The sequence below is a fragment of the Cryobacterium sp. Y82 genome, from assembly GCF_002929495.1.
In the GTDB taxonomy this organism is placed as follows: Bacteria; Actinomycetota; Actinomycetes; order Actinomycetales; family Microbacteriaceae; genus Cryobacterium; species Cryobacterium serini.
Map to the genome: position 1 here is coordinate 58,925 of NZ_PJJJ01000028.1, position 19,665 is coordinate 78,589.

General features: G+C 65.1%; 13 protein-coding genes and 1 pseudogene. 5 read left to right on the forward strand and 9 right to left on the reverse strand.

Annotated features, from left to right (window positions below; all coding sequences use genetic code 11):
- The first annotated feature begins 82 nt into the window (after positions 1 to 82).
- Positions 83 to 433, forward strand: coding sequence for a hypothetical protein (locus tag CXY70_RS05705; RefSeq protein ID WP_104191419.1), 351 nt, complete (start codon positions 83 to 85; stop codon positions 431 to 433).
- Between the two features lie 20 nt (positions 434 to 453).
- Here the strand turns inward: CXY70_RS05705 and CXY70_RS05710 are convergent, their stop codons facing one another.
- The 5 genes from CXY70_RS05710 to CXY70_RS05730 form a co-directional block, all read right to left on the reverse strand.
- On the reverse strand, positions 454 to 4,398 hold the full coding sequence (locus CXY70_RS05710) for a LamG-like jellyroll fold domain-containing protein (protein WP_199183380.1): 3,945 nt from the start codon (positions 4,396 to 4,398) through the stop codon (positions 454 to 456).
- Between the two features lie 132 nt (positions 4,399 to 4,530).
- Positions 4,531 to 5,364: an ABC transporter permease gene (locus tag CXY70_RS05715; protein WP_233205765.1), complete on the reverse strand. Its 834-nt coding sequence runs from the start codon at positions 5,362 to 5,364 to the stop codon at positions 4,531 to 4,533.
- Positions 5,361 to 6,263 carry an ATP-binding cassette domain-containing protein gene (locus CXY70_RS05720; RefSeq protein ID WP_104191420.1) on the reverse strand — a complete coding sequence of 301 codons (903 nt, stop codon included), beginning with the start codon at positions 6,261 to 6,263 and terminating at the stop codon, positions 5,361 to 5,363. Before CXY70_RS05720 ends, CXY70_RS05715 begins: the two co-directional genes overlap by 4 nt.
- Before the next feature lie 83 nt (positions 6,264 to 6,346).
- Positions 6,347 to 7,570, reverse strand: coding sequence for a cysteine desulfurase-like protein (locus CXY70_RS05725; RefSeq protein WP_104191421.1), 1,224 nt, complete (start codon positions 7,568 to 7,570; stop codon positions 6,347 to 6,349).
- Between the two features lie 82 nt (positions 7,571 to 7,652).
- A complete protein-coding gene (locus CXY70_RS05730; protein WP_104191422.1) occupies positions 7,653 to 8,579 on the reverse strand; it encodes a rhodanese-related sulfurtransferase in 927 nt (308 codons plus the stop codon).
- A gap of 108 nt (positions 8,580 to 8,687) precedes the next feature.
- On the opposite strand from CXY70_RS05730, the gene CXY70_RS05735 reads away from it, so the two are divergent.
- The gene (locus CXY70_RS05735) at positions 8,688 to 9,209 is read left to right on the forward strand and encodes a YbhB/YbcL family Raf kinase inhibitor-like protein (RefSeq protein WP_104191423.1); all 522 of its coding nucleotides are present in this window, start codon (positions 8,688 to 8,690) and stop codon (positions 9,207 to 9,209) included.
- A gap of 95 nt (positions 9,210 to 9,304) precedes the next feature.
- Positions 9,305 to 10,414 carry an alpha/beta hydrolase gene (locus tag CXY70_RS05740; RefSeq protein ID WP_233205766.1) on the forward strand — a complete coding sequence of 370 codons (1,110 nt, stop codon included), beginning with the start codon at positions 9,305 to 9,307 and terminating at the stop codon, positions 10,412 to 10,414.
- On the opposite strand, the gene CXY70_RS05745 is transcribed toward CXY70_RS05740, so the two are convergent.
- Positions 10,411 to 11,049: a LysE family translocator gene (locus tag CXY70_RS05745; RefSeq protein ID WP_104191424.1), complete on the reverse strand. Its 639-nt coding sequence runs from the start codon at positions 11,047 to 11,049 to the stop codon at positions 10,411 to 10,413. The two genes, CXY70_RS05740 and CXY70_RS05745, sit on opposite strands and share 4 nt — an antisense overlap.
- A gap of 131 nt (positions 11,050 to 11,180) precedes the next feature.
- Here CXY70_RS05745 and CXY70_RS05750 point away from each other — a divergent pair, with 131 nt between their 5' ends.
- A complete protein-coding gene (locus CXY70_RS05750) occupies positions 11,181 to 11,738 on the forward strand; it encodes a thioesterase family protein (RefSeq protein ID WP_104191425.1) in 558 nt (185 codons plus the stop codon).
- Positions 11,739 to 12,105: 367 nt separating this feature from the next.
- On the opposite strand, the pseudogene CXY70_RS18305 reads toward CXY70_RS05750, so the two are convergent.
- The 3 genes and pseudogenes from CXY70_RS18305 to CXY70_RS05765 form a co-directional block, all read right to left on the reverse strand.
- Positions 12,106 to 13,380 (reverse strand): annotated as a pseudogene (locus CXY70_RS18305) (DUF222 domain-containing protein); the annotation flags it as partial.
- Between the two features lie 270 nt (positions 13,381 to 13,650).
- On the reverse strand, positions 13,651 to 14,157 hold the full coding sequence (locus CXY70_RS05760; RefSeq protein WP_104191427.1) for an SRPBCC domain-containing protein: 507 nt from the start codon (positions 14,155 to 14,157) through the stop codon (positions 13,651 to 13,653).
- A gap of 71 nt (positions 14,158 to 14,228) precedes the next feature.
- Positions 14,229 to 15,797 (reverse strand): NAD(P)/FAD-dependent oxidoreductase, encoded by a 1,569-nt coding sequence (locus tag CXY70_RS05765; RefSeq protein ID WP_104191428.1) that lies wholly within the window; start codon positions 15,795 to 15,797, stop codon positions 14,229 to 14,231.
- 106 nt (positions 15,798 to 15,903) lie between these two features.
- Between CXY70_RS05765 and CXY70_RS05770 the strand changes: the two genes are divergently transcribed.
- Positions 15,904 to 19,650: a choice-of-anchor I family protein gene (locus CXY70_RS05770; protein WP_104191429.1), complete on the forward strand. Its 3,747-nt coding sequence runs from the start codon at positions 15,904 to 15,906 to the stop codon at positions 19,648 to 19,650.
- Positions 19,651 to 19,665 lie beyond the last annotated feature (15 nt).

Below are 19,665 nucleotides of genomic sequence, written 5' to 3' on the forward strand. Positions count from 1 at the left end.
GGAGAGAACCTGCGCTGGAACGTTACTGCTTTTGTTCGCCTCAAACAAGAGATTTGCGGCCCCGAACGGGCAGACTGGAACAATGGCTTCCCTGAGCGTGCATTCTGACCGGCTCGAGATCCACTTGACGCGCGCTGAAAGAACCCTCGCGCTGCGTAGGGAGTCGATCGTGGTGCAGCGGGAGAATATCCGCTCGGTGATTATCACCCAAGATCCGTGGATCTGGCTGCGCGGAATTCGTGCTCTCGGCTCGATCATTCCACTCGTCCTGGCCGCGGGAACCTGGAAGTTTCATGGCGGCAAAGACTTCGTGTCGATCAAACGTCACCGCCCTGCCGTGGTGATCGACCTCGTCGACGAAGAATTCGCCCGCGTCATTCTTACCAGCCAGCATGCGGCCGATCTCATCGACTCGCTCAAGTTGCCGGCCTAATTCGGCGGCCGACGCTACGGCTACGGCTCCGTCACCGCGATCGCGGAGAGATCATCAAACGTGACCGTCATCGGTGTCGTGGCTGATCCGCTGTTATACGCAGCGAGACCAATCGATCCAGCCTGCTGCAGGGCGGCTGTTGCGTCTGTCCGGCTCAGCGACCAAGTCGAAGGCTCTGTGGTGCCGGCAGCCCACACTCTGGCCCGAATCGTCGTCGGTGCCGTCCCGAAAACCTGCAACCGCACGTGCAACTGATCGTTGGTGGCGTAGCTGAGCCCGGCGATAGTGCTCGCCTGCAAGGTGGTGCCGCCGCGCATGAGCTGCAGTTGCACGGCGCCGGTCGCGAGAACTTTGATCCGCGTCCGATAGTCGTTGGTGGCGACGCGCCGGCCGATCAGTGAAACGTAGGTACCGGCTCCGGTCGTGGCCTGTTGCAGTGACGTGGTGACCGTTAGATCGGTGCTCTCCGACGAGACACCGACCAGATAGCCGTTCGCCGTCCCTCCAGCGGCTACGCGCAGGTGAGCGGCGTCAGCGGTCACCGAGTAGTTGCTGGCAGTGCCGGTCGTTGTCCACGCGCCTCCGATATCGGCTGAGCCGAGTCCTCGGCTGATTTCGCGAGTAAAGGCATCCGTCGCGATGTCGGCTGGCACCGGCATCGGTGCTGAGACGGTGACGGATCGAGTAGTCGCGTCGGTGGCGCCGTCATTGTCGGTGACGGTCAAGCCGATCGAATAGGTTCCGGCGGCGGCATAGGTGTGCTGCCCGGTACGGCCGTCGCTGACACTACCGTCACCCCACGACCAGGCGAATCCCGTGACGGTCCCATCGGAATCTGCCGACGGCGAAGCGTCCGCTGAGACCGCCAGCTGGTCGGAGGTGACAGTGAATGCGGCGGTCGGTGCTTCGTTCTGCGGGACGCTTGTAGCGGATCCTAGCGAGTAGTGCTGCGCGATCACGGCGCCGCTGAGCGGACGGGAATAAACGGCGACATCGTCGATTGTGCCGACGAACCACGGGCTCGACGAACTCCACGTGTTATCGCCACCAATGCGCCAGTAGCCGGAATACCCCTGGGCGCCCGTTTGCGGATTCGTACCGATGAGAGCGCCATCAACGTAGAGCGCCATTCCATCAGCTGACTGCTGCGCGAGCACATGGTGCGCCGCTCCATCGTTATAGGTGGACTCGGTCACGATGGTGTTGGACTGCCCGGTCCAGGTGCCAAATACCAGGCGACCGTCGTCTTGCAGGTAGACGTGCCGGTCATAGTTGTCCGACAATCCGTTGGAAGCGCTGCCGAATCCGATGATCTTGCCACCCTGCGTCGTCGTTGTGCTGAACCAGGCCTCCAGCGCATAGGTACCGGGAGCGTCAATCCGAGTGTCACTGCTGACGATTCCGCCGCCAAACGACGCGGCCGTGTTGCTCGTGCCGCTCAGAAGTCCGGCGGCGCCCAGGGTGACCGGGCCGAAGTAGGTTCCGGGTTGCTCGGAGGCCGATGAGTCGTTCGCTTTCAGACCATTGGCTTCACCCAGACGCCAGTACAAATCGGGTTCCGCACTGTAGACGGCCGCGCCGTAGGCGTCGGTAGGAGCCGAGGTGACAGGACTCGTTCGGCCGGAAGCGACAAAGTGTGCCACGATCTGCTTCTGCGTGAGGGGCGCGGAGTAGACGGCGACCTGGGCAATGTCGGCGGCGATGAAGGCGCTCAGGGGCTGGCTGGGCCAGCCATTGATACTGTCTCCGCCAATGCGCCAGAAACCCTGGTAGTCCTGACCCGAGGTGACGCTGGCGCGCTGCGCGACCTTCTTGCCGTCGATCGACAGCGACATGCCGGAGCTGCCGAGGCTGGCCACTACGTGGTGCCATTGGCCGTCGTTGTAGGACGCGGGCGATGTGATCGCCTGCACTCCGCCGGGGTAGACACCGAACCAGACACGACCGCCAGTGTCCATGTAAACATGCCGGTCATAGCCGGTGCTTTGGCCGGTATTGCTGTTGCCGAAACCGATAATCTTGCCGCCCTGTGTGGTGTCGGTTTTCACCCAGGTCTCGACACTGAACGAATTTGAAGGGCTCTGGGCGTCGTTGGTCGCGGCGAATCCGGTCGCCGTGCCGTCGAAACGGCTTGCCGTGATGGCAGCGTCTACGATTGCTCCGGGGACGCCGGGGCTGACCCCGGTCTTTCGGGCCAGGTCTGCGCCGCCCGTCCAGTCGAAGGCCGTGGCACCGGATGCCTCATTTAGCGGCCAATACGATTGCGGGGAATCTCCCAAGACGCTCGCGGAATAGTCGCTGAGGGTGCCGGATGCGATGGTGACGTTGGCCGTTCCACCCGTTTTCGTATTGCCGAACGGGTCAGTGACCCGAATTCGATAGGAGTAGCTCTGCCCTGGGGTGAGTCCGGTGTCGGAGAAGGACAGGGTCGGCCGGTTCCAGTCGGAGGAGAGTCCCTGCATGCTGGTGACGGCGACGCCGTCGCGCAGCACCTCATAGGTGAGGTTCTCGTTATCACGATCGTAGGCCGATTTCCAGCTCAGACGCGCTGCTCCACTCACAAACGAGGCGACCGATGGCACGAACGCCGATGGAGCGAACGAGGCGTTGGCAACACGCGGTCCTTCCTTATTCGGCGCTACGGAAGGCGCAGCGAATCGGGCCAGGCCCTGTTGGCGTTTGTTGTTCACGGTCGTGAACTCTCCGCCATAGAGCAGATACTGGGTATCGGCGGTCACGTGCCACGGACCCTGGCCCTGCCCGGTGAAGCTCCCGGTGTTGATGTCGGGATAAAACGCCAGCAGGTTGGGTCGGGGGGTGCCCTTGAAGTTGTAGTAGCCGTGCTTGTCGGCAGTGATGACGCCGCCGACATCCATGCTGAAGGCAAGGGTGCGGTGGTAGGTCCATGGCTCGGTTTGTTCGAAGCCGTCAATGTTGCCGCAGTAGTGGGCATGCTCGGTCGTGTAGACCTTGTCGCCAGCCGGTACCGCAGAGTAGGTGTCCCCATGGCAGTCTTCGACCCAGATCAGACTGCCATCCTCCCAGCTGGCACGGAATGTTCCTTCAAGGTTGCCGCCGTTCCCAAACACGTAGCCGGTGCCGAACACGCCCTCGGCCGATCCGGTCAGGCTGAGGATGGCCGCCTGGCTGCCACCGTTTCGAATCAGGCCGTTGATCTTCCACGGCAGTGACGCGCCGGTCGTAGCATCGGTTGCGGCCATGCCGTATCCGGGGTTGGAACCGCCGTTATAGGTCGTGAAGGATCCGCCAATGATGACCTTGCTGCCGTCTGGTGAGGCGACGAGGGCGTTGATGCTGCCGCCGGCCGGCGTGCCCGACCAGGGCACTAGAGCCCCCGTGGAGCCGCTGAAGGCCGCCATCCTGGCGCGGGACTGACCGCTAGCTGACGTGAATGTGCCACCCACGTAGACGCTATTGCCCGCGTAGGTGAGCGCTTTGACGCCCGCGTTGAGAACCGGCGCCCAGCCGGGAACAAGAGCGCCACTTTGTACGTCGAAAGCGGCGACGCGATACCGGCTCACGCCACCGACGCTCGTGAAAGCGCCCCCGGCGAACAGCCGTGACCCGTCGGTCGAGACGGTCAGGGCGCGGACAGCGCCGTTGACATTGGGATTGAAGGAGGCCACGAGAACACCGGTGGTGAGGTTGTAGGCCAGCAGGTTGTTGCGCACGACCTCGTTCACGCCGGCGGCAGCGCCAGCGGGGCGCGAGCGGGTGAACTCGCCTCCGACGTAGACGGTGTCACCGACAATAAGCTGTGCCCAGACGACCCCATTGATCTGCGCGGTGGGGAGCGAGTCGGCCGATACCGTCACGGGAACGGCGGCATCCGCGGGGCGACTATCGGCGATGGCCGGTAGGGGCACTGCTAGGACGCTCGCAACGAGTGCCGCAGAAGCGACCACGGCCAAGAGCCAATTGCGGGCATAAAATATCGCGCTCACCAGAGAGTCCTCACTTTGGCTTTCTTCGCAGCCATAGGGTAGCCACCGCACAAATCGGAGCTTAGTGAGGGATTCTCAGGAGCAAACTCCCCCAAACAGGGGTGGAACGATCCCCTGTTTGAGGGAGTTTGGCTAGGTGACGTCCTTCTTCCAGCTCACGGCATAGCCGATCACGGTGGCGACCAGGGCGTAGCCGAGCAGTACCAGGCCGCCCTGCCACCAGTCCAGGGGCATTGAAGCAGACGGATTCGCGAGGTTCAGAAAGCTCGACCCGACCAGCGCATCACTTGCGGCACCGGGCAGAAAGTTTCCGATTGTCGCGGTGACCTCGAGAAAAGATGCTGCCAGCCGCAGCAGCGGTTCAACGAACTGGGTGAAGGCCAGCACGATCACGATCGAGGCGACCTGGTTTGGCACAAGCACCCCGAGGCCCACGCCGATCGCTGCCCACAGGCCCATGGCCAGCAAGGTGCGGGCGACAAGCAGCCAGGTTTCCGAGTCGATCAGCAGCGCATCCACCCCGAACGCGCTCAGCACCCCGCCACCGAGACCAACGGATGCCGCCAGCGCGACTACCCCGAAGCCCGCGCCGACCAGGATCAGCGTCACGGTCTTCGCTCCGAGCACGAGGCCGCGGCGGGGTGTGGCCAGGAAGGTGGGGGTGAGGGTCTGGTGGCGAAATTCACCGGTCGTCGCAAGGGCACCGAGCAGTACCGGAAAGACGTAGCCGACCGAGGAAGCGAAGCTGTAGATCAGCGCCGGGAGGCTGCCGAGATCGGTGGATCCGCCACCGGTGTTCACGGCATCCGGGCTGATCACACCGGTCTGAATCCCGGCGAACAGTGCCGCGAGGCCACCAGCCAGCAGGCCAATGTAGCAAAACAGGACGATGGCGAGAATCCACCACAAGCGGGTCGTGAAAATCTTGGCGAATTCGGCCGAAACGCACCGCAGGAACATGGTCATAGTGAGTGGCCTCCGCCGACGAGGGCGAGAAACGAGTCTTCGAGGCCGGCTTTCTGTCGATGCAGCACGCTCAGTTCGATCCCGGCTTCGAACGCGAGGTGGCCGAGCCGGGCTGGGTCGCCCGTCGCGGCGAGAAGCCCGGTGCGGCCGATCGAGAAGCTGATGCCGGCCGCAGTCAGGGTTGCGGCAAGGTTCTCGCGGTCGGGAGAATCCACGATCGTTTGCGGTGCGGCATCCGTGTCAAGGCTCGACAGCGGGCCGAGATGCACGAGTTCACCGCGGGCGATGATAACGACGTCATCGACGCTCTGCGCAACCTCGGAAAGCAGGTGGGAACTGACCAGAACGGTGCGGCCCTCGGCGGCCATGTCGCGCAGAAACCCGCGGATCCAGCGGATACCCTCCGGGTCCAGCCCGTTGATCGGCTCGTCGAGCACGAGCACACCTGGGTCCCCGAGCAGGGCGTAGGCCAGGCCGAGGCGCTGGCGCATGCCGAGCGAGTAGCCGCCGACGCGCTGGGCGGCGTGGGCGGCAAGGCCCACCTGGGTGAGCACCTCCATAACGCGGGTGCGCGGCAGTCCGGCGGCGATCGCATAGACGCCAAGGTGGCCTCGGGCGGTACGCCCCGGATGAAAGCTTGCGGCTTCGAGGGCTGCGCCCACCGTTTCGAGCGGATGCGGCAGGTCGCGGTAGCGCACGCCGCCGAACGTGGCCGTGCCGCTGCTGGCTGCGACCAGCCCGAGCAGAATACGCAGGCTCGTGGTCTTACCGGCGCCGTTTGGTCCGAGAAACCCGGTGACCCGCCCCGGCTCAACAGTGAAGGAGAGCTCGTTGACCGCGGTGACCCCACCAAAGTGCTTGCTGATGTTGTGAAATTCGATAACAGCGCCGGCAGACATCCGACTCCCCTCTGTAGTGAGACCAGCCTAGGGCCGGCAGCGCCCTTGCATCCGCAGCGAGAGCGGGCTTTCCGGCGACATCGCTACGGCCGTAGAAAGTCATCAAGCGCGTCGAGTATCCGCTCGACTTCGTGCGCCGTGGTGTACGGGGCGAGACCGATGCGCAGTCCGCCATCATCGCCCAGGCCGAGGTGCCGACTCGCTTCTCGGGCATAGAACGAACCGGCCGGAGCCAGAATCCCGCGGTCGATGAGAAACGCGGAGGCGGCAGCGGCCGAATGGGTGGCGAAAGTCACCAGAACGGTGGGAGTGCGCCGAGCGGCGCGGGAATGCACGAGCACGCCGGCCAGTGCAGCGAGCCCGGCTTCAAGCTGGGCGAGCAATATTGCTTCGTACGCTTCGAGTGCGTGCGAGGACGCCACGAGGCGTTCCCTGCGGGTGGGGGCGGCGGCGCCAGCGGTGGGCGAGCTCGGCACGAGCGCGGCGAGAAAATCAATGGCCGCCGTTACGCCGGCGAGCTGTTCGTAGGGGAGGGTGCCAAACTCGAATCGCTCGGGCACCAAATCGGTCGACGTTGCGAGCTTGTCAGGCCGGATGCCTTCCAAGAGTTCCGGCGAGGCGGCGAGTACGCCGCAATGCGGGCCGAGAAACTTGTACGGGGAGCACACGAAGAAGTCGGCGCCGAGCGCCTTGACGTCGACGAGGGCGTGCGGTGTGTAGTGCACACCGTCAACGTAGAGCAGCGCGCCAGCGGCATGCGCCACGTCGGCGATCGCCGCGATCGGTGGGCGGGTTCCAATCAGGTTCGATGCGGCTGTGACGGCAACGAGGCGCGTTGCTGGACCAACGACGACGGCGAACGCGTCGGCGGATAATTCGCCGGTGGACGGGTCGAAGTCGACCCAGCGCACGGTTGCACCCGTGCGGGCGGCCGCCTGCACCCACGGCCGGATGTTCGAGTCATGATCCAGGCGGGAGACGACGACCTCGTCGCCGGGACCCCACGCGCGGGAAAGATGATGGGAGAAATCGTAGGTGAGTGCTGTCGCGCTGCGCCCGTAGACGATGCCGTCAGGTTCGGCGCCGAGCAGGTCTGCTGCGGCGGTGCGAAACCCGGTCACCGCATCGTCCGCGTTGCGTTCGGGCAGGCTGCCTGTGCCGCGGTTCGAGAGCGGGCGGGTGAGGGTCAGTGCGATCGCCGCGCCGACCTGCCGCGGGGTCTGCGTGCCGCCCGGCCCATCGAAATGAGCGATGCCGGTGGAGAGGGCGGGAAAATGGGTGCGAACAGCCAGCGCGTCGTAGGTCACACCACGATCCAAGCACAGCGTGTGCCAGCACCGGAACTCTCTACTGATGTTTTGGTGCTGATCGTGCTCGCAATCGGGCCGCTCAGGTTGCGGGCGACGTCTCGATCGCTCGCGACGTATGGGTGGCGCAGGCCGGAGCCGCGGCGGCCACGCAGGTAGCGCACACGACCAACTGTTCCCGGCAGGAGACGTCGCGGCAGTTGCGCATGTTCGTGGTCGGTGCGGCGCAGACCTGGCAAGTGCCGAGCACGGCAGCGTCGGGAGCGAAGTCCATGGACATCCGCTGGTCGAAGACGTAGAGCGAACCCGACCACAGCCCCTCATTACCGAAAGCCTCGCCGTAACGCACAATGCCGCCGTCGAGTTGATACACCTCGCCGAATCCGCGCGACTTCATCAGGCCGCTGAGCACCTCACAGCGGATGCCGCCGGTGCAATAAGTCACCACCGGCTTGCCCTTGAGATGGTCGTATTTACCGCTGTCGAGTTCGGCCACGAACTCACGCGTGTTCTCCACGTCGGGCACGACCGCATCGCGAAAGTGGCCGATTTCGGCCTCGAACCGATTGCGCCCGTCGAAGAAGACCACTTCGTCGCCGCGCTCGGCGACCAGCGCGTTGAGTTCGGCCGGCTGCAGCTTGATGCCGCCCCCCACGACTCCCGTCTGGTCGACGCGCAGTTCGCCGGGCGCACCAAAGCTCACGATTTCATCGCGCACCTTGACCACGAGCTTGGGAAAGTCCAGACTCTGGCCGCTCTCGTCGAGGCCGGTGCCCTCGCTCCACTTGAAATCGATGCTCTTGAACGCGGGGTAGTCGCGGGTCTTACGGATGTACTTCTTGATCGCCGGCAGGTCGCCGCCCACCGTACCGTTCAGGCCATCCTTCGAGATGAGGATGCGCCCGCGCAGGCCGAGTCCGGCGCACAGGTCGCGCTGCCAGAGCCGCACGGCCTCCGGGTCGGCCAGCGGCGTGAAGATGTAATAGAGCAGAATCTTCGGAATGGCCATGGGCCCATTTTACCGGGGGGCACCATTGTTACGAGGTGCGCGCTGACGAGGTGCGCGCGTAGGCTGGCCGCACTGATTGTCTCGCAACAGATCGACCGGAGGCCACGCATGACAAAAGACCCACTCGCCCGCTTCGGCGAGGTGCCCCAGTTCTCACTCACGAGCACCGACATGACCGACGGCGGCCCGCTGCGCCCAGCCCAATACGGCGCCGAGGCCGGAGGAGCGGATGTTTCCCCGCAGCTGTCCTGGTCGGGGTACCCGCCCGAAACCCAGAGTTTCGCCCTCACCGTATACGACCCCGACGCTCCGACCGGCTCTGGGTTCTGGCATTGGGCCGTGGCGAACCTTTCGGTTGCGGTGACCAGCCTTCCTTCTGGCGGCGCCCTGCCGGCCGGCGCACTCGTGCTCCCGAACGAGATGCGCCTCACCTCGTTTGCCGGCGCCGCACCGCCACCCGGCACCGGCACTCACCGCTACCAGTTCATCGTGCACGCCGTCGATGTGCCAACGCTCGACCTCGACCCCCAGTCCACCCCGGGCGTTCTGGGCTTCAACCTGCACTTTCACACGCTCGCGCGCGCGGTGCTGGAAGCGACCGGGGTTGCGGGCGGGGCATCCGCTGCGTGAACGTACGGCAAGACCAGCCACCTGAAGCCGAGAGTTGCCCCCAAATGGGGTACTTCCCAGCGAGCATTCGGGAGAGTCGACTTAGCCTCGATTAAGTGAGTAGCACCGGCAAACTGATAAACACTGTTCGTCCTACGCCTTTCCCCGCAGAGCCCCCGACTTCGTCCGGCCCCACCCGCGCTGAGCACTCGGCACGCGCCTGGCTGCACGGCATCCGCTTGCACGCCGACGGGGTGACCGTCGACCGGTCGGCTCACCGGGAGACGGGCATTAGCCGGCTGCCGGTTTGGGCCTGGCGCGCGCTCATGCTGCGACGGGCGACCCCGGTGCATAAATTCAACCTGCATCCGATCGATTCGGTCGAGTATGACCTGGACCTCGACTACGTCGGCGATGGCGAGAAGATTCACCGGCTCGACGTGCTCGCGCCCAAACGCGAACAAGGCGCGGAGCCACTTCCGGTCTACGTGTACTTTCACGGTGGTGGCTGGACCTCGGGCGACAAGGATCCGCTTACCAAATACTGCGCGAGCCAGGCCGCCGCGGGCATGATCGTGGTCAACGCAAACTACCGCATGGCCACCCGGTTTCAACTGAAACACATGTTGCAGGACGGCAACGCGGTGCTCGACTGGGTCGCCCGCAACATCGCCGCCTACGGGGGAGACCCGACCCGCGTCGTGCTCGGCGGTGACTCCGCCGGCGGCCACATCGCGGCGCTGCTCACGGCCGCGGCTTACGCGCCGGAACTCGCCGAGCACTACGGCATTCGCCCGCCGGTCGCGGCGCGTAACCTGCGCGGCCTGGTGCAGCACTGCAGCATCGCCGATTTCTCGGTGCTGTTCGACCGCGGGTTCGTACTGAGCCTCAACTTTGTGCGGATGCTGCTGCCCGAGCGTGGCCGCGGCCTGCACCTGCGCACGGCAGCACGGTTCATGTCACCGATCGAGTGGCTCGACCGGGGCTTTCCGCCGGTTTTCGTCACGACCTCGGAGCGGGACTATTTCTACCGCGCCAACCTCAACTTCATCGAGGCGCTGCGGGCGCGCGCGATTCGCGTCGACACCCTCATTTACGGGCGGCGCAGCGTCAATACCAAGCACACCTGGCAGCAGGACGACACGCATCCCGAATCGCAGGAGGTCTACCGACGGCTCGGCGCCTTCGTGCGTGCCGTTGCGCCGCGTGCGGTGGCTGTGAGCTAGGAGCGCGCGCCGGTCGCGGCGAGCACCCCGCCAAGGCTGATCATCATCACGCCACCGGCCGACGACAGGGTCTCGATGCGTTTGGGCGATTTAGCAAACCAGGCCCGTGCAGTGCCGGCGGCAAGAGCCCAGGTACTGTCGCCGAGCAGGGCGAGCACCACGAACACCAGCCCGAGCACCGCGAGTTGCAGAGGCACATCCCCGGCCCGGTAATTCACGAACTGTGGCAGCACCGCGATGAAGAATACGAGCGATTTGGGGTTGCTCAGCCCCACCACGAAGCCCTCGAGCACGAGTCGCCACTTGGTCTTGCGCGTGACCCGGGCCTCGCTCAGCTGGGCGGCCGTACGCCGCTTGCGAATGGCCTGCACCCCGAGATAGATGATGTAGGCCGCGCCGGCGAACTTGACGATCGTGAACAGCAGCACCGACTGGGTCACGATGGCGCCGAGCCCGAGTGACACTGCGACGATCACTGGAATCAGCCCGAGGGCGTTGCCGAGCACGCTGAGAAACCCGCCGAGCCGGCCGAGCGCGAGCGATCGCCCGATCACGAACAGCACGGTCGGGCCGGGAATGACGATGAGCGCGATCGATGCGAGCGCGAACGTCAGCAGGGTGGGTAGGGAAACCATGTCTGAATGTTAGACCGCCGGCGACTGTGGCACATCGTGCACGCACACCCCGCTGGGGTAGCGAATGCTGGCGCACACCCACAACAGATAACGCGCCTGCGCGACCGCTTCGCTAGCATCGTGTCGTGCATATGTTCTTCAGAACCCTCCTCCATGCCCTGCTGTCGAAGTTCGGCCCCCGGCTCGGCCACTTTGATGTCGCGCGCACCAACTTCGTGACGATGCCGACCGACCTGGACATTTTGCGGCACATGAACAACGGCGTCTACCTGTCGATCATGGACGTGGCCCGCTTCGACATGCTGCACCGCACCGGCGTCTGGGCCATCTTCCAGGAGCGCGGCTGGTACCCGGTTGTGGTGTCCGAGACCATCAGCTTTCGCAAGTCGCTCACGGTCGGGCAGAAGTTCACGGTGGAGTCGCGCATCCTCGGCTTCGACGAAAAGGCCGTATACGTCGAACAACGCTTTGTACGACCGGATGCCGACGGCTCACCCGAAATCTACTCCCACGGCTACATTCGCGGCCGCTTTCTCAAGCGCACCGGCGGCGTCGTGACGATCGACGAGCTGCTCGCGGCGATCGGTGTGGCCCCCGACGACGTGACGGTGCCCGAGTGGCTGCTCGAGTGGAGCCGCAATGCAGCCTCTCCCGCGACGCGAGCTCCCGCTCCCAGCATCTGGAACTAGCCCTCTGGAACTGGCTAAAACGGTAACCCAACCGAGCCAGGCGTAGTGCTAGGTGCGCCAGGGTGGTTCGGGGCTGGGGGTGTTGGCGCGGTGGGTGTGGGCGGGGCGCCAGGTTTGGGTGGGGTCCCAGAGGAGGGGCCCGCGTATTTGGGGTCGGCCGTTGATGATGCGGATGTTCCAGCCGCTGGTGTCGATGGTGTGGTGGTGGAACCAGCAGAGGAGACAGTCGTTGTCGATGGTGGTTGGTCCNACAGTCGTTGTCGATGGTGGTTGGTCCGCCCTGGTGGTGGGGGATCACGTGGTGGATTTCGGTCCAGCGGGCGGGGGTGGTGCAGCCGGGGATGATGCAGCCTTCGTCGCGGGCACTGATCGCGGCTCGTTGTTTGGCGGTGAAGCAGCGCACCTTCTCGCCGAGGTAGAGCACGGCACCGTGGTCGCCGAAGATGACGGTTTGGGCGCCGCCGGAGCAGATGGTTTCTTTCACCCGGCGCATCGAGATGGGCGCTTCGATGCCGTCGATCCAGCCGACACCGCGGCCCTGGTCGAGGTCGGTGGCGTTGACGTGGATCATGACGGTGGGGGCGGCGGCGCCCATGGTCGGGGTTTTCGGGTCGCGTGCGGCCGCTTGGAAAACGTCGCGGAGGATGTCGGCGCGTTTTTCGCCGGCGGTGCGGCGGTCTCCGTCGTAGCGGGGGTCGCCGGTGAAGGGGTCGGCGCTGAAACGTTCACCGTCCACGCGCGAGTCGCCGACATCTAGGCCGTCCAACTCGGTGCCCGTGACAGTGCCAACGCCTGTGCTGTCGCCGGGTTCGGTGGGTTCAAACCGGGGCGTGCGGGACCGGGCCGACAAATAGGTGTCGAAGAGGGTGTCCATAATGCCGCGCAGTTCCGGGGTGACGTCAGCCCGCAGCGGATAGAGCCCGTTGCGCAGCAGCCCAAACGTCAGAGAGCTTCTCGCTTCGACGAGGTCGTCGGTGGGGGCGGTACCGTCCGGGTCGAGCCGCCCTTGCCATTCCAATGCTTGCGCCCGCAGCAGGTCGGGGGCGAAGCGGATACCGGCCCCGGGCAGCCCGGCCGTTTCCTGGGTGATCGCTCCGGTCGCCGACGCGACCAGGGCGCGTTCCACGTGGTCGAGGTCGTCCTGCATGACCTTCCCGTGCAGCGCGGTGAGGGTGGTGGCGATGATTTCGGCCGACTCCACCCCGAGCTCACCGCTCTCCAGCCCGTCGGCAATAACCGGGTACCGGGCCGGCACCGGCAGGCCCATCGGGGTGCGTTCCACCGCGGTCTCACCCAGCTTCAGGCGGCGTTTGGCTTCGCGGCCGGAGATGCCGGCGAGTTGGGTGATGAATTCGACCCGGTTGCGGCATCCGTTCTTGTAGGCGAGCGAGCCGTTACCGAGGTCGGTTTCGGCGCGCACACCGATGTCGGTGGTGGCTCGTAGCCTGGCACCATCAACCTTGCGACCGAGCTCTTCCAACGCCGCTAGGACTGCGACGGCTTCAGCATCGTCCAGGTGACCAAACCGTGTTCCGTCTAAAACAGACCCCAGCAAAGCACCAGCCTGCGCAATGACCGCAACCCGAGAACCCTCGGGTTCCGGCATCGAGCCGGTGGCGGCGGGCGGGGCGGTGAGGGTCATGGCGTCGGTGCCTCCTTCACCAACAATTGTAGCCTGAAACGCTCATGAAAGCGAGAAAAACTCAGTAGAAAGTGAATGCGGATCAGAAGTTTCTTCTCACCAGCGAGCGCGGGAAGAGAGCGCTGCAACCATGCTGAAGCAACCGATTTTCGACTCTCTCAAAGCTGGGGCGAACCGCCCTGTTGTCAGTGTGAGGTGGGAACACGCAGCACGAACTCCTCCCTCGACCCCGCACTACGGCGGGTCGACGGAGGCGCAAGTCCCGGCGAATCAGGCGGTGCGCACCGGAATGATGAGGTCCTTGTAAAACTGGGCGTGCGCGGGGTAGTAGTGCTCCCATGCCGGTACTGGCAGGCCGGCGCGCGAGGCGACCAGGCGATCAAGGTAGTAATCCCAGCCGGGACCGACCGTGGAGGCCTCGGACGCCGAACGAAGCCGCTGCCCGAAGGTCAGGTTGGTCATGCCGTCACCCTCGACCAGGTGGAACATGGCGCGCCAGGAGTCTTCGCCCTCGCCGAAATCGCCGTTGAAGCGGTGCGGAGCCTGGCATTCCCGAATGCTCACGAACTCCCACTTGGCGTCGGGCTCCGCCGTCATCTTGAATTTAACGGCGCCGGTAGCTGGCGAGCCTGTATACGTGCCGATCCACTTCTCAAGTTCGGCGGGACGGGTCATGCTTGCCCACACCTTTTCGATGGGCGCGTTGAACAGCCGATTGAACATGAGATACAGGCCGTCTTCGCGGTGAACGAGACGTCCGGTGGGCCTGGCTGACATGGTGACCTCCACTTTGAGTGAAACGCGAGTCTTAACTCAGGCTAGGCCACTTTGCACGCCCCGGCTATACGTCAGAATCCCTCCAGAACGGCCATGGCGGCGTTGTGACCGCCGAGCCCGCTGACCCCGCCGCCACGCCGGGCCCCGGCGCCGCAAACCAGAATGCGCGGATACCCGGTGGCGACTCCCCAGCGCTCGGCGGGGGTGGCGCGCGGCTCATCGTCTTCCAGAAACGGCCACGTCAACTTGCCATGGAAGATGTTGCCGCCGGGCAGATTCAGGGCGTGCTCGAGGTCGAGCGTGGTCTTGGTTTCGATGCAGGGGAGACCGGCGGCATCCGTCTCTAACAGCGCTTCGATCGGCTCGGCGAGCACCGAATTGAGCGATCGCAATACGGCCGCCTGCAGGAGCGCCCGCATCTGGTCGTTGTTCTCCTCGGTGAGCGCGCGATTCGGGGTGTGCAGGGCGAAGACGGTGAGGGTGTGCGCTCCGGCTGCGGCGAGCTGTGGCGAGAGGATGCTCGGATCGGACAGCGAATGACAATAGATCTCGCATGGCACCAGCTCGGGAACCTCGCCCAAAACCGCCTGCTCGTAGGCGGTTTGCAGTTGCCGGTAGCTCTCGTTGATGTGAAACGTGCCGCCGAACGCGGCCTCTGGCGACACGCTCGCGTCTTTCAACCGTGGCAGCCGGGTCAGCAGCAGGTTGACCTTCACCTGCGCGCCCTCCGGCTTTATTGCTCCACCGGATGCCTCGCCGCCATTGCCCAGCAACTCCCCAAGCACCCACGGCGCCACATTTGCCAGAACCACCGCGCCGTTGGCCGTCATGATGCGGTCGTTCTGGCGGTACTCGACAGCTCCGCTGGGGGTGATCGACGTGACGTCGGCACCGACCTCCAGCCGTGCGCCGGCCTCGCGAGCCGCCCGTTCAAGTGCCCCGGTCACGGCGCCCATGCCACCGATCGGCACGTCCCAGTCCCCGGTTCCATTGCCGATCACGTGGTAGAGAAAGCAGCGGTTGGCATCGAGGCTCTGGTCGTCGAGGCTTGTGAAGGTGCCGATCAGGCCGTCGGTGGCCACCACGCCGCGCACAAGGTCGTTGGTGAAGCGCTGGGTGATCACGCCGCCGAGGGGCTGCTCGATGAGTGCGGTCCAGAGCGCGTCGTTGTCGACCAGCCGTTTCGCCTCCGAGCGGGTGAGCAGCGGTTCGCACACCGTGGGAAACAAGGAGCGAGCCAGCCGGGAGGTGTCGTCGTAGAAAGCGTTCCAGGCGTCGAAATCGGCAGCTGCACCGATGCCGATGAACGCTGCTCGGGTCGACTCGGCATTATCGTTGTCCACCAGGAGACCGCTATCGGAGAGCCCCGGCGTGTAGGACGAGTACCTCCGCCGGACCAGTTCGATATCCAGGCCCAGTTCGCGGATGATTCTGGTCGGCAAGAGGCTCACCAGGTAGGAGTAGCGCGAGAGGCGCGCATCGACGCCGGGGAAGGTGTTCGCTGAAATGGCGGCACCGCCGACCTGTGGCTCGCGCTCGATTACGAGCACGCTGCGGCCCGCCTGGGCCAGATAGGCGGCGGCGACGAGGCCGTTGTGGCCGCCACCGATGATCACGACGTCGTGTGTGGGTTCGCTCATGACCCGAGCCTATCGAGGGCTTAGAGACACCCTGCATTCATCTGCGAGACACCTGTGCCCGCTACACAGTCAGGTATTCAATGTCTGTTCCCAGGAGGATCCCCGCATGCGCGCCTTTCGACGCCCCGCACGACGCCGAATTCCCATCGTCACCATGGCGGCCGTCGCCGCCTGCGCCGCGCTCGCGGCCGCGCCCCTTGTCTCGGCGGTGCCGACGGCATCCGCTGCCATCGTCACGGCGCCCATCACCGCGAACGGAACCGACCCCTACTTCGAGATGGCGCCGCTCGGCAGCTACGAGACCGGCACGTTCGACAAGTCGGCCGCCGAAATCGTCACCTACCACGGCGGCAGTAAGCGACTCTTCGTGGTCAACGCCGAACTCGGTGCGGTCGACGTGCTCGATATTGCCGTCCCCACTGCGCCGACCAAGCAGTTTGCGCTCAGCGCCGTGGGTGCGCTTATCGACGGTGGTGGAACCATTCCGGCCGGTGCGGTTGCCAACTCGGTAGCCGTGCGCGCCGATGGCCTCGGCGCCATCGCCATCGAATCGCCCACCAAAACGGATGCCGGCTGGCTCGTCTTCTTCGACGCCGCCGCAGCGGCGCCCAAAATTCTCGGTGCCGTCACCGTGGGAGCCCTGCCCGACATGGTGAGCATCTCGGCCGACGGCAAGTATGCCGTTTCTGCCAACGAGGGCGAGCCGAGCGACGACTTCACGATCGACCCGCAGGGCTCAGTCAGCATCGTTTCACTGCCCGGAAGTGTTTCCGTGCCCGCTTCGACGGACGTCGCGACCGCCGACTTCAATGACTTCGAGGCCGGCGGCTCGAAGACGCTCGGCGTCGACGTACGCGTCTTCGGACCGACCATCGGCACGGACTTTCCCGTCTCGAGAAACCTCGAACCCGAGTACGTCGCCATCGACGGTGACAGCGGCACGGCCTACGTAGCGCTGCAGGAGGCCAATGCGGTCGCCGTCGTGGATCTTTTGACCGCCACAGTCACCTCCGTTCGGTCGCTCGGCTTTCAGGACCACGGCCTCGTCGGCAACGGTATCGACGCCTCCGACCGCGACCCCGAGGACGCGCCGACGGTCAACATTAAGACCTACGAAGGCCTCAAGGGCATGTACATGCCCGACGGCATGAACGCCTACACGGCGACGGATGGCACTACCGGCACCGACGCGACCTACCTGGTCACCGCCAACGAGGGTGACGCCCGCGAGTGGGGCAGCTACGTCGAGGGTGATCGTGCCAAGAACCTCACGATCTGTGCCGACAGCCCGCTCTTTGGCAAAAACACTGACGCCGAACTCGGGCGCCTGAATGTGACCACGGAAAACGGTTTCAACGCCACCAACGACTGTTACGACGAGCTCTACTCCTTCGGCTCGCGCTCGTTCTCGATCTGGAACACGAACGGCACGCAGTCCTTCGACTCCGGAGACGACTTCGAACGCATCACCGCTGCGGCGAACCCCGCGTATTTCAACTCCACCCACAGCGAGTCCAACCTCGAGGGTCGCAGCGACGACAAGGGCCCGGAGCCGGAAAACCTCGCCATCGGCGCCATCGACGGCCGCACCTACGCCTTCATTGGTCTCGAACGGGTCGGCGGCATCATGGCCTACGACATCACCGACCCGACCAACGCCCAGTTCGTGACCTACCTCAACAACCGCAATTTCGCGGTGTCGATGGAAGACTCGGTCACGGCCGGAACCGGTGCGACCGACCTGCCGCTGGCTGGCGACCTCGGTCCAGAGGGCGTCACGTTCATCTCCGCAGCAGACTCACCCACCGGCAAGCCGATGCTCGCCGTTGGCAACGAGGTCTCCGGAACCACCACGATCTTCTCGATCAACACCATTCCCACCGAGATCCAGGTGCTCGGCATCAATGACTTTCACGGTCGCCTCGACGCCAACGCCAGAAACCAGGAGGCCGGCGCTGCCGTGCTCGCCGGAGCCGTCGCGCAGCTGAAGACCGAAAACCCGAACACACTGTTCGTCTCCGCGGGCGACAACATCGGCGCCTCCACCTTCACGTCGTTCTCACAGCAGGACGAACCGACCATCGACGCCCTCCTCGCGGCCGGGCTGGACGCATCCGTTGTGGGAAACCACGAGTTCGACGCGGGCTGGGACGACCTTAAGAACCGGGTCAGGTCATCGTTTGGTGACCCGCGTTATGCGCTCGGCGCCAACGTCTACCTGAAGGGCACGAAAACTCCCGCCCTGAGTGAGTACTGGGTGAAAGAGGTCGACGGGATACGGGTCGGTTTCATCGGCACCGTCACCGCGCAGACCGCTTCGATGGTCTCCCCGGCCGGCATCGCCGACATTGAGTTCGGCGACCAGCTCGAAGCCGCCAACCGGGTGGCCGCGCAGTTGCAGGACGGCAGTACGGGCAACGGCGAAGCCGATGTCATAGTGCTGCTCACCCACGAGGGTGGCGTCGGAACCGACTGCGCCGCGATCGGCGCCGCCGACACCCTGTACGGCGGTCTGATTCGCGGTGCATCGGCGAATATCGACGCGATCCTTTCCGGCCACACCCACGCCACCTACAACTGCTCCTACCCGGTCGACGGCTGGACCGACGGGCTCGAACGCCCGGTGATGCAGAGCGGCCAGTACGGCATGAACCTCGACCGGGTGAACATCGCGGTCGACCCGGCCAGCAAGGCGGTCCTCTCGCTGACCAGCTCCCTCGTTGATCTGCATAACGGAACGGCCGGCCTGTTCCCGGCCGACCAGACCGTGGCGCAGATCGTAGCGGATGCCAAGGCCCAGGCCGATATCGTTGGCTCGGTCGAAGTCGGTGCCATCAGCGCCGACATCACCCGGGCCTACAAGGGGGTGGCAGAAGATCGCGGTTCAGAATCGACCCTTGGCAACCTTGTCGCTGACATTCAGCTCTGGGCTACCTCGAACGCGGACTTCGGCGGCGAGCCAGCCGAGATCGCATTCATGAACCCCGGCGGAGTGCGCACCGACCTCAGCTTCGGCGAAGACGGAAAGGTGACCTACAAGGAGGTCGCCACCGTGCAGCCGTTCGCCAATACCCTCGTCACGATGGACCTCACGGGAGCCCAGCTGCGCGCGGTGCTCGAGGAGCAGTGGCAGCCCAGCCGCTCGAAGCTGCACCTCGGTGTCTCGGAGGGCTTCAGCTACCTCTACGAGCCCGACGCCGCACCGGGGGAGCACATCGTCGGCATGTCCCTGAACGGTGTGGCGATCTCCCCGGCCGCGGTCTTCCGCGTCACGACGAACTCGTTCCTGGCCACGGGAGGCGATAAATTCACGACCTTCGCCGCCGGAATCAACGCTACGGATACTGGCCAGGCCGACCTCGCGGCGACTCTCTCGTACTTCGAGCAGCACGCGCTCGTCGACCCGGCACCGCTTGGCCGCGCAGTGCTGGCGGGAACCGACTGGGCCAGCGTCGAGGTCGGCGACGCCGTGTTCACCCCGGGCGAGAGGGTCACCGTCACGGTCTCCGGGCTGAACCCCGGCCAGGAGATCACCGGCACGCTCTACTCCACACCGGTGAACCTCGGCACCTTCACGGCCAACGCCGCCGGAATTGCCACGTTCTCGGCGGTGATCCCGGCCAACACGCCGGTCGGGGCGCACACGCTCGTGATCACCTCCATCGGTCTCGAGCCGATCAGCATCGCGGTCTCCGTCGTTGCGGCCGGGTCCGCGGGCGCGGGAACGAGTGGCTTGAGCGCCATCCCGGCGCTCGGTGCGTCACTCGCCCCGGCCGGCCTCGCCGCGCTGCTCCTGCTGCTCGGCGGCGGCTTGATCCTGGCCCATCGCAAGCGCCAGGCCCTGTCGGCCTAGCGTTCTAGAGACGGA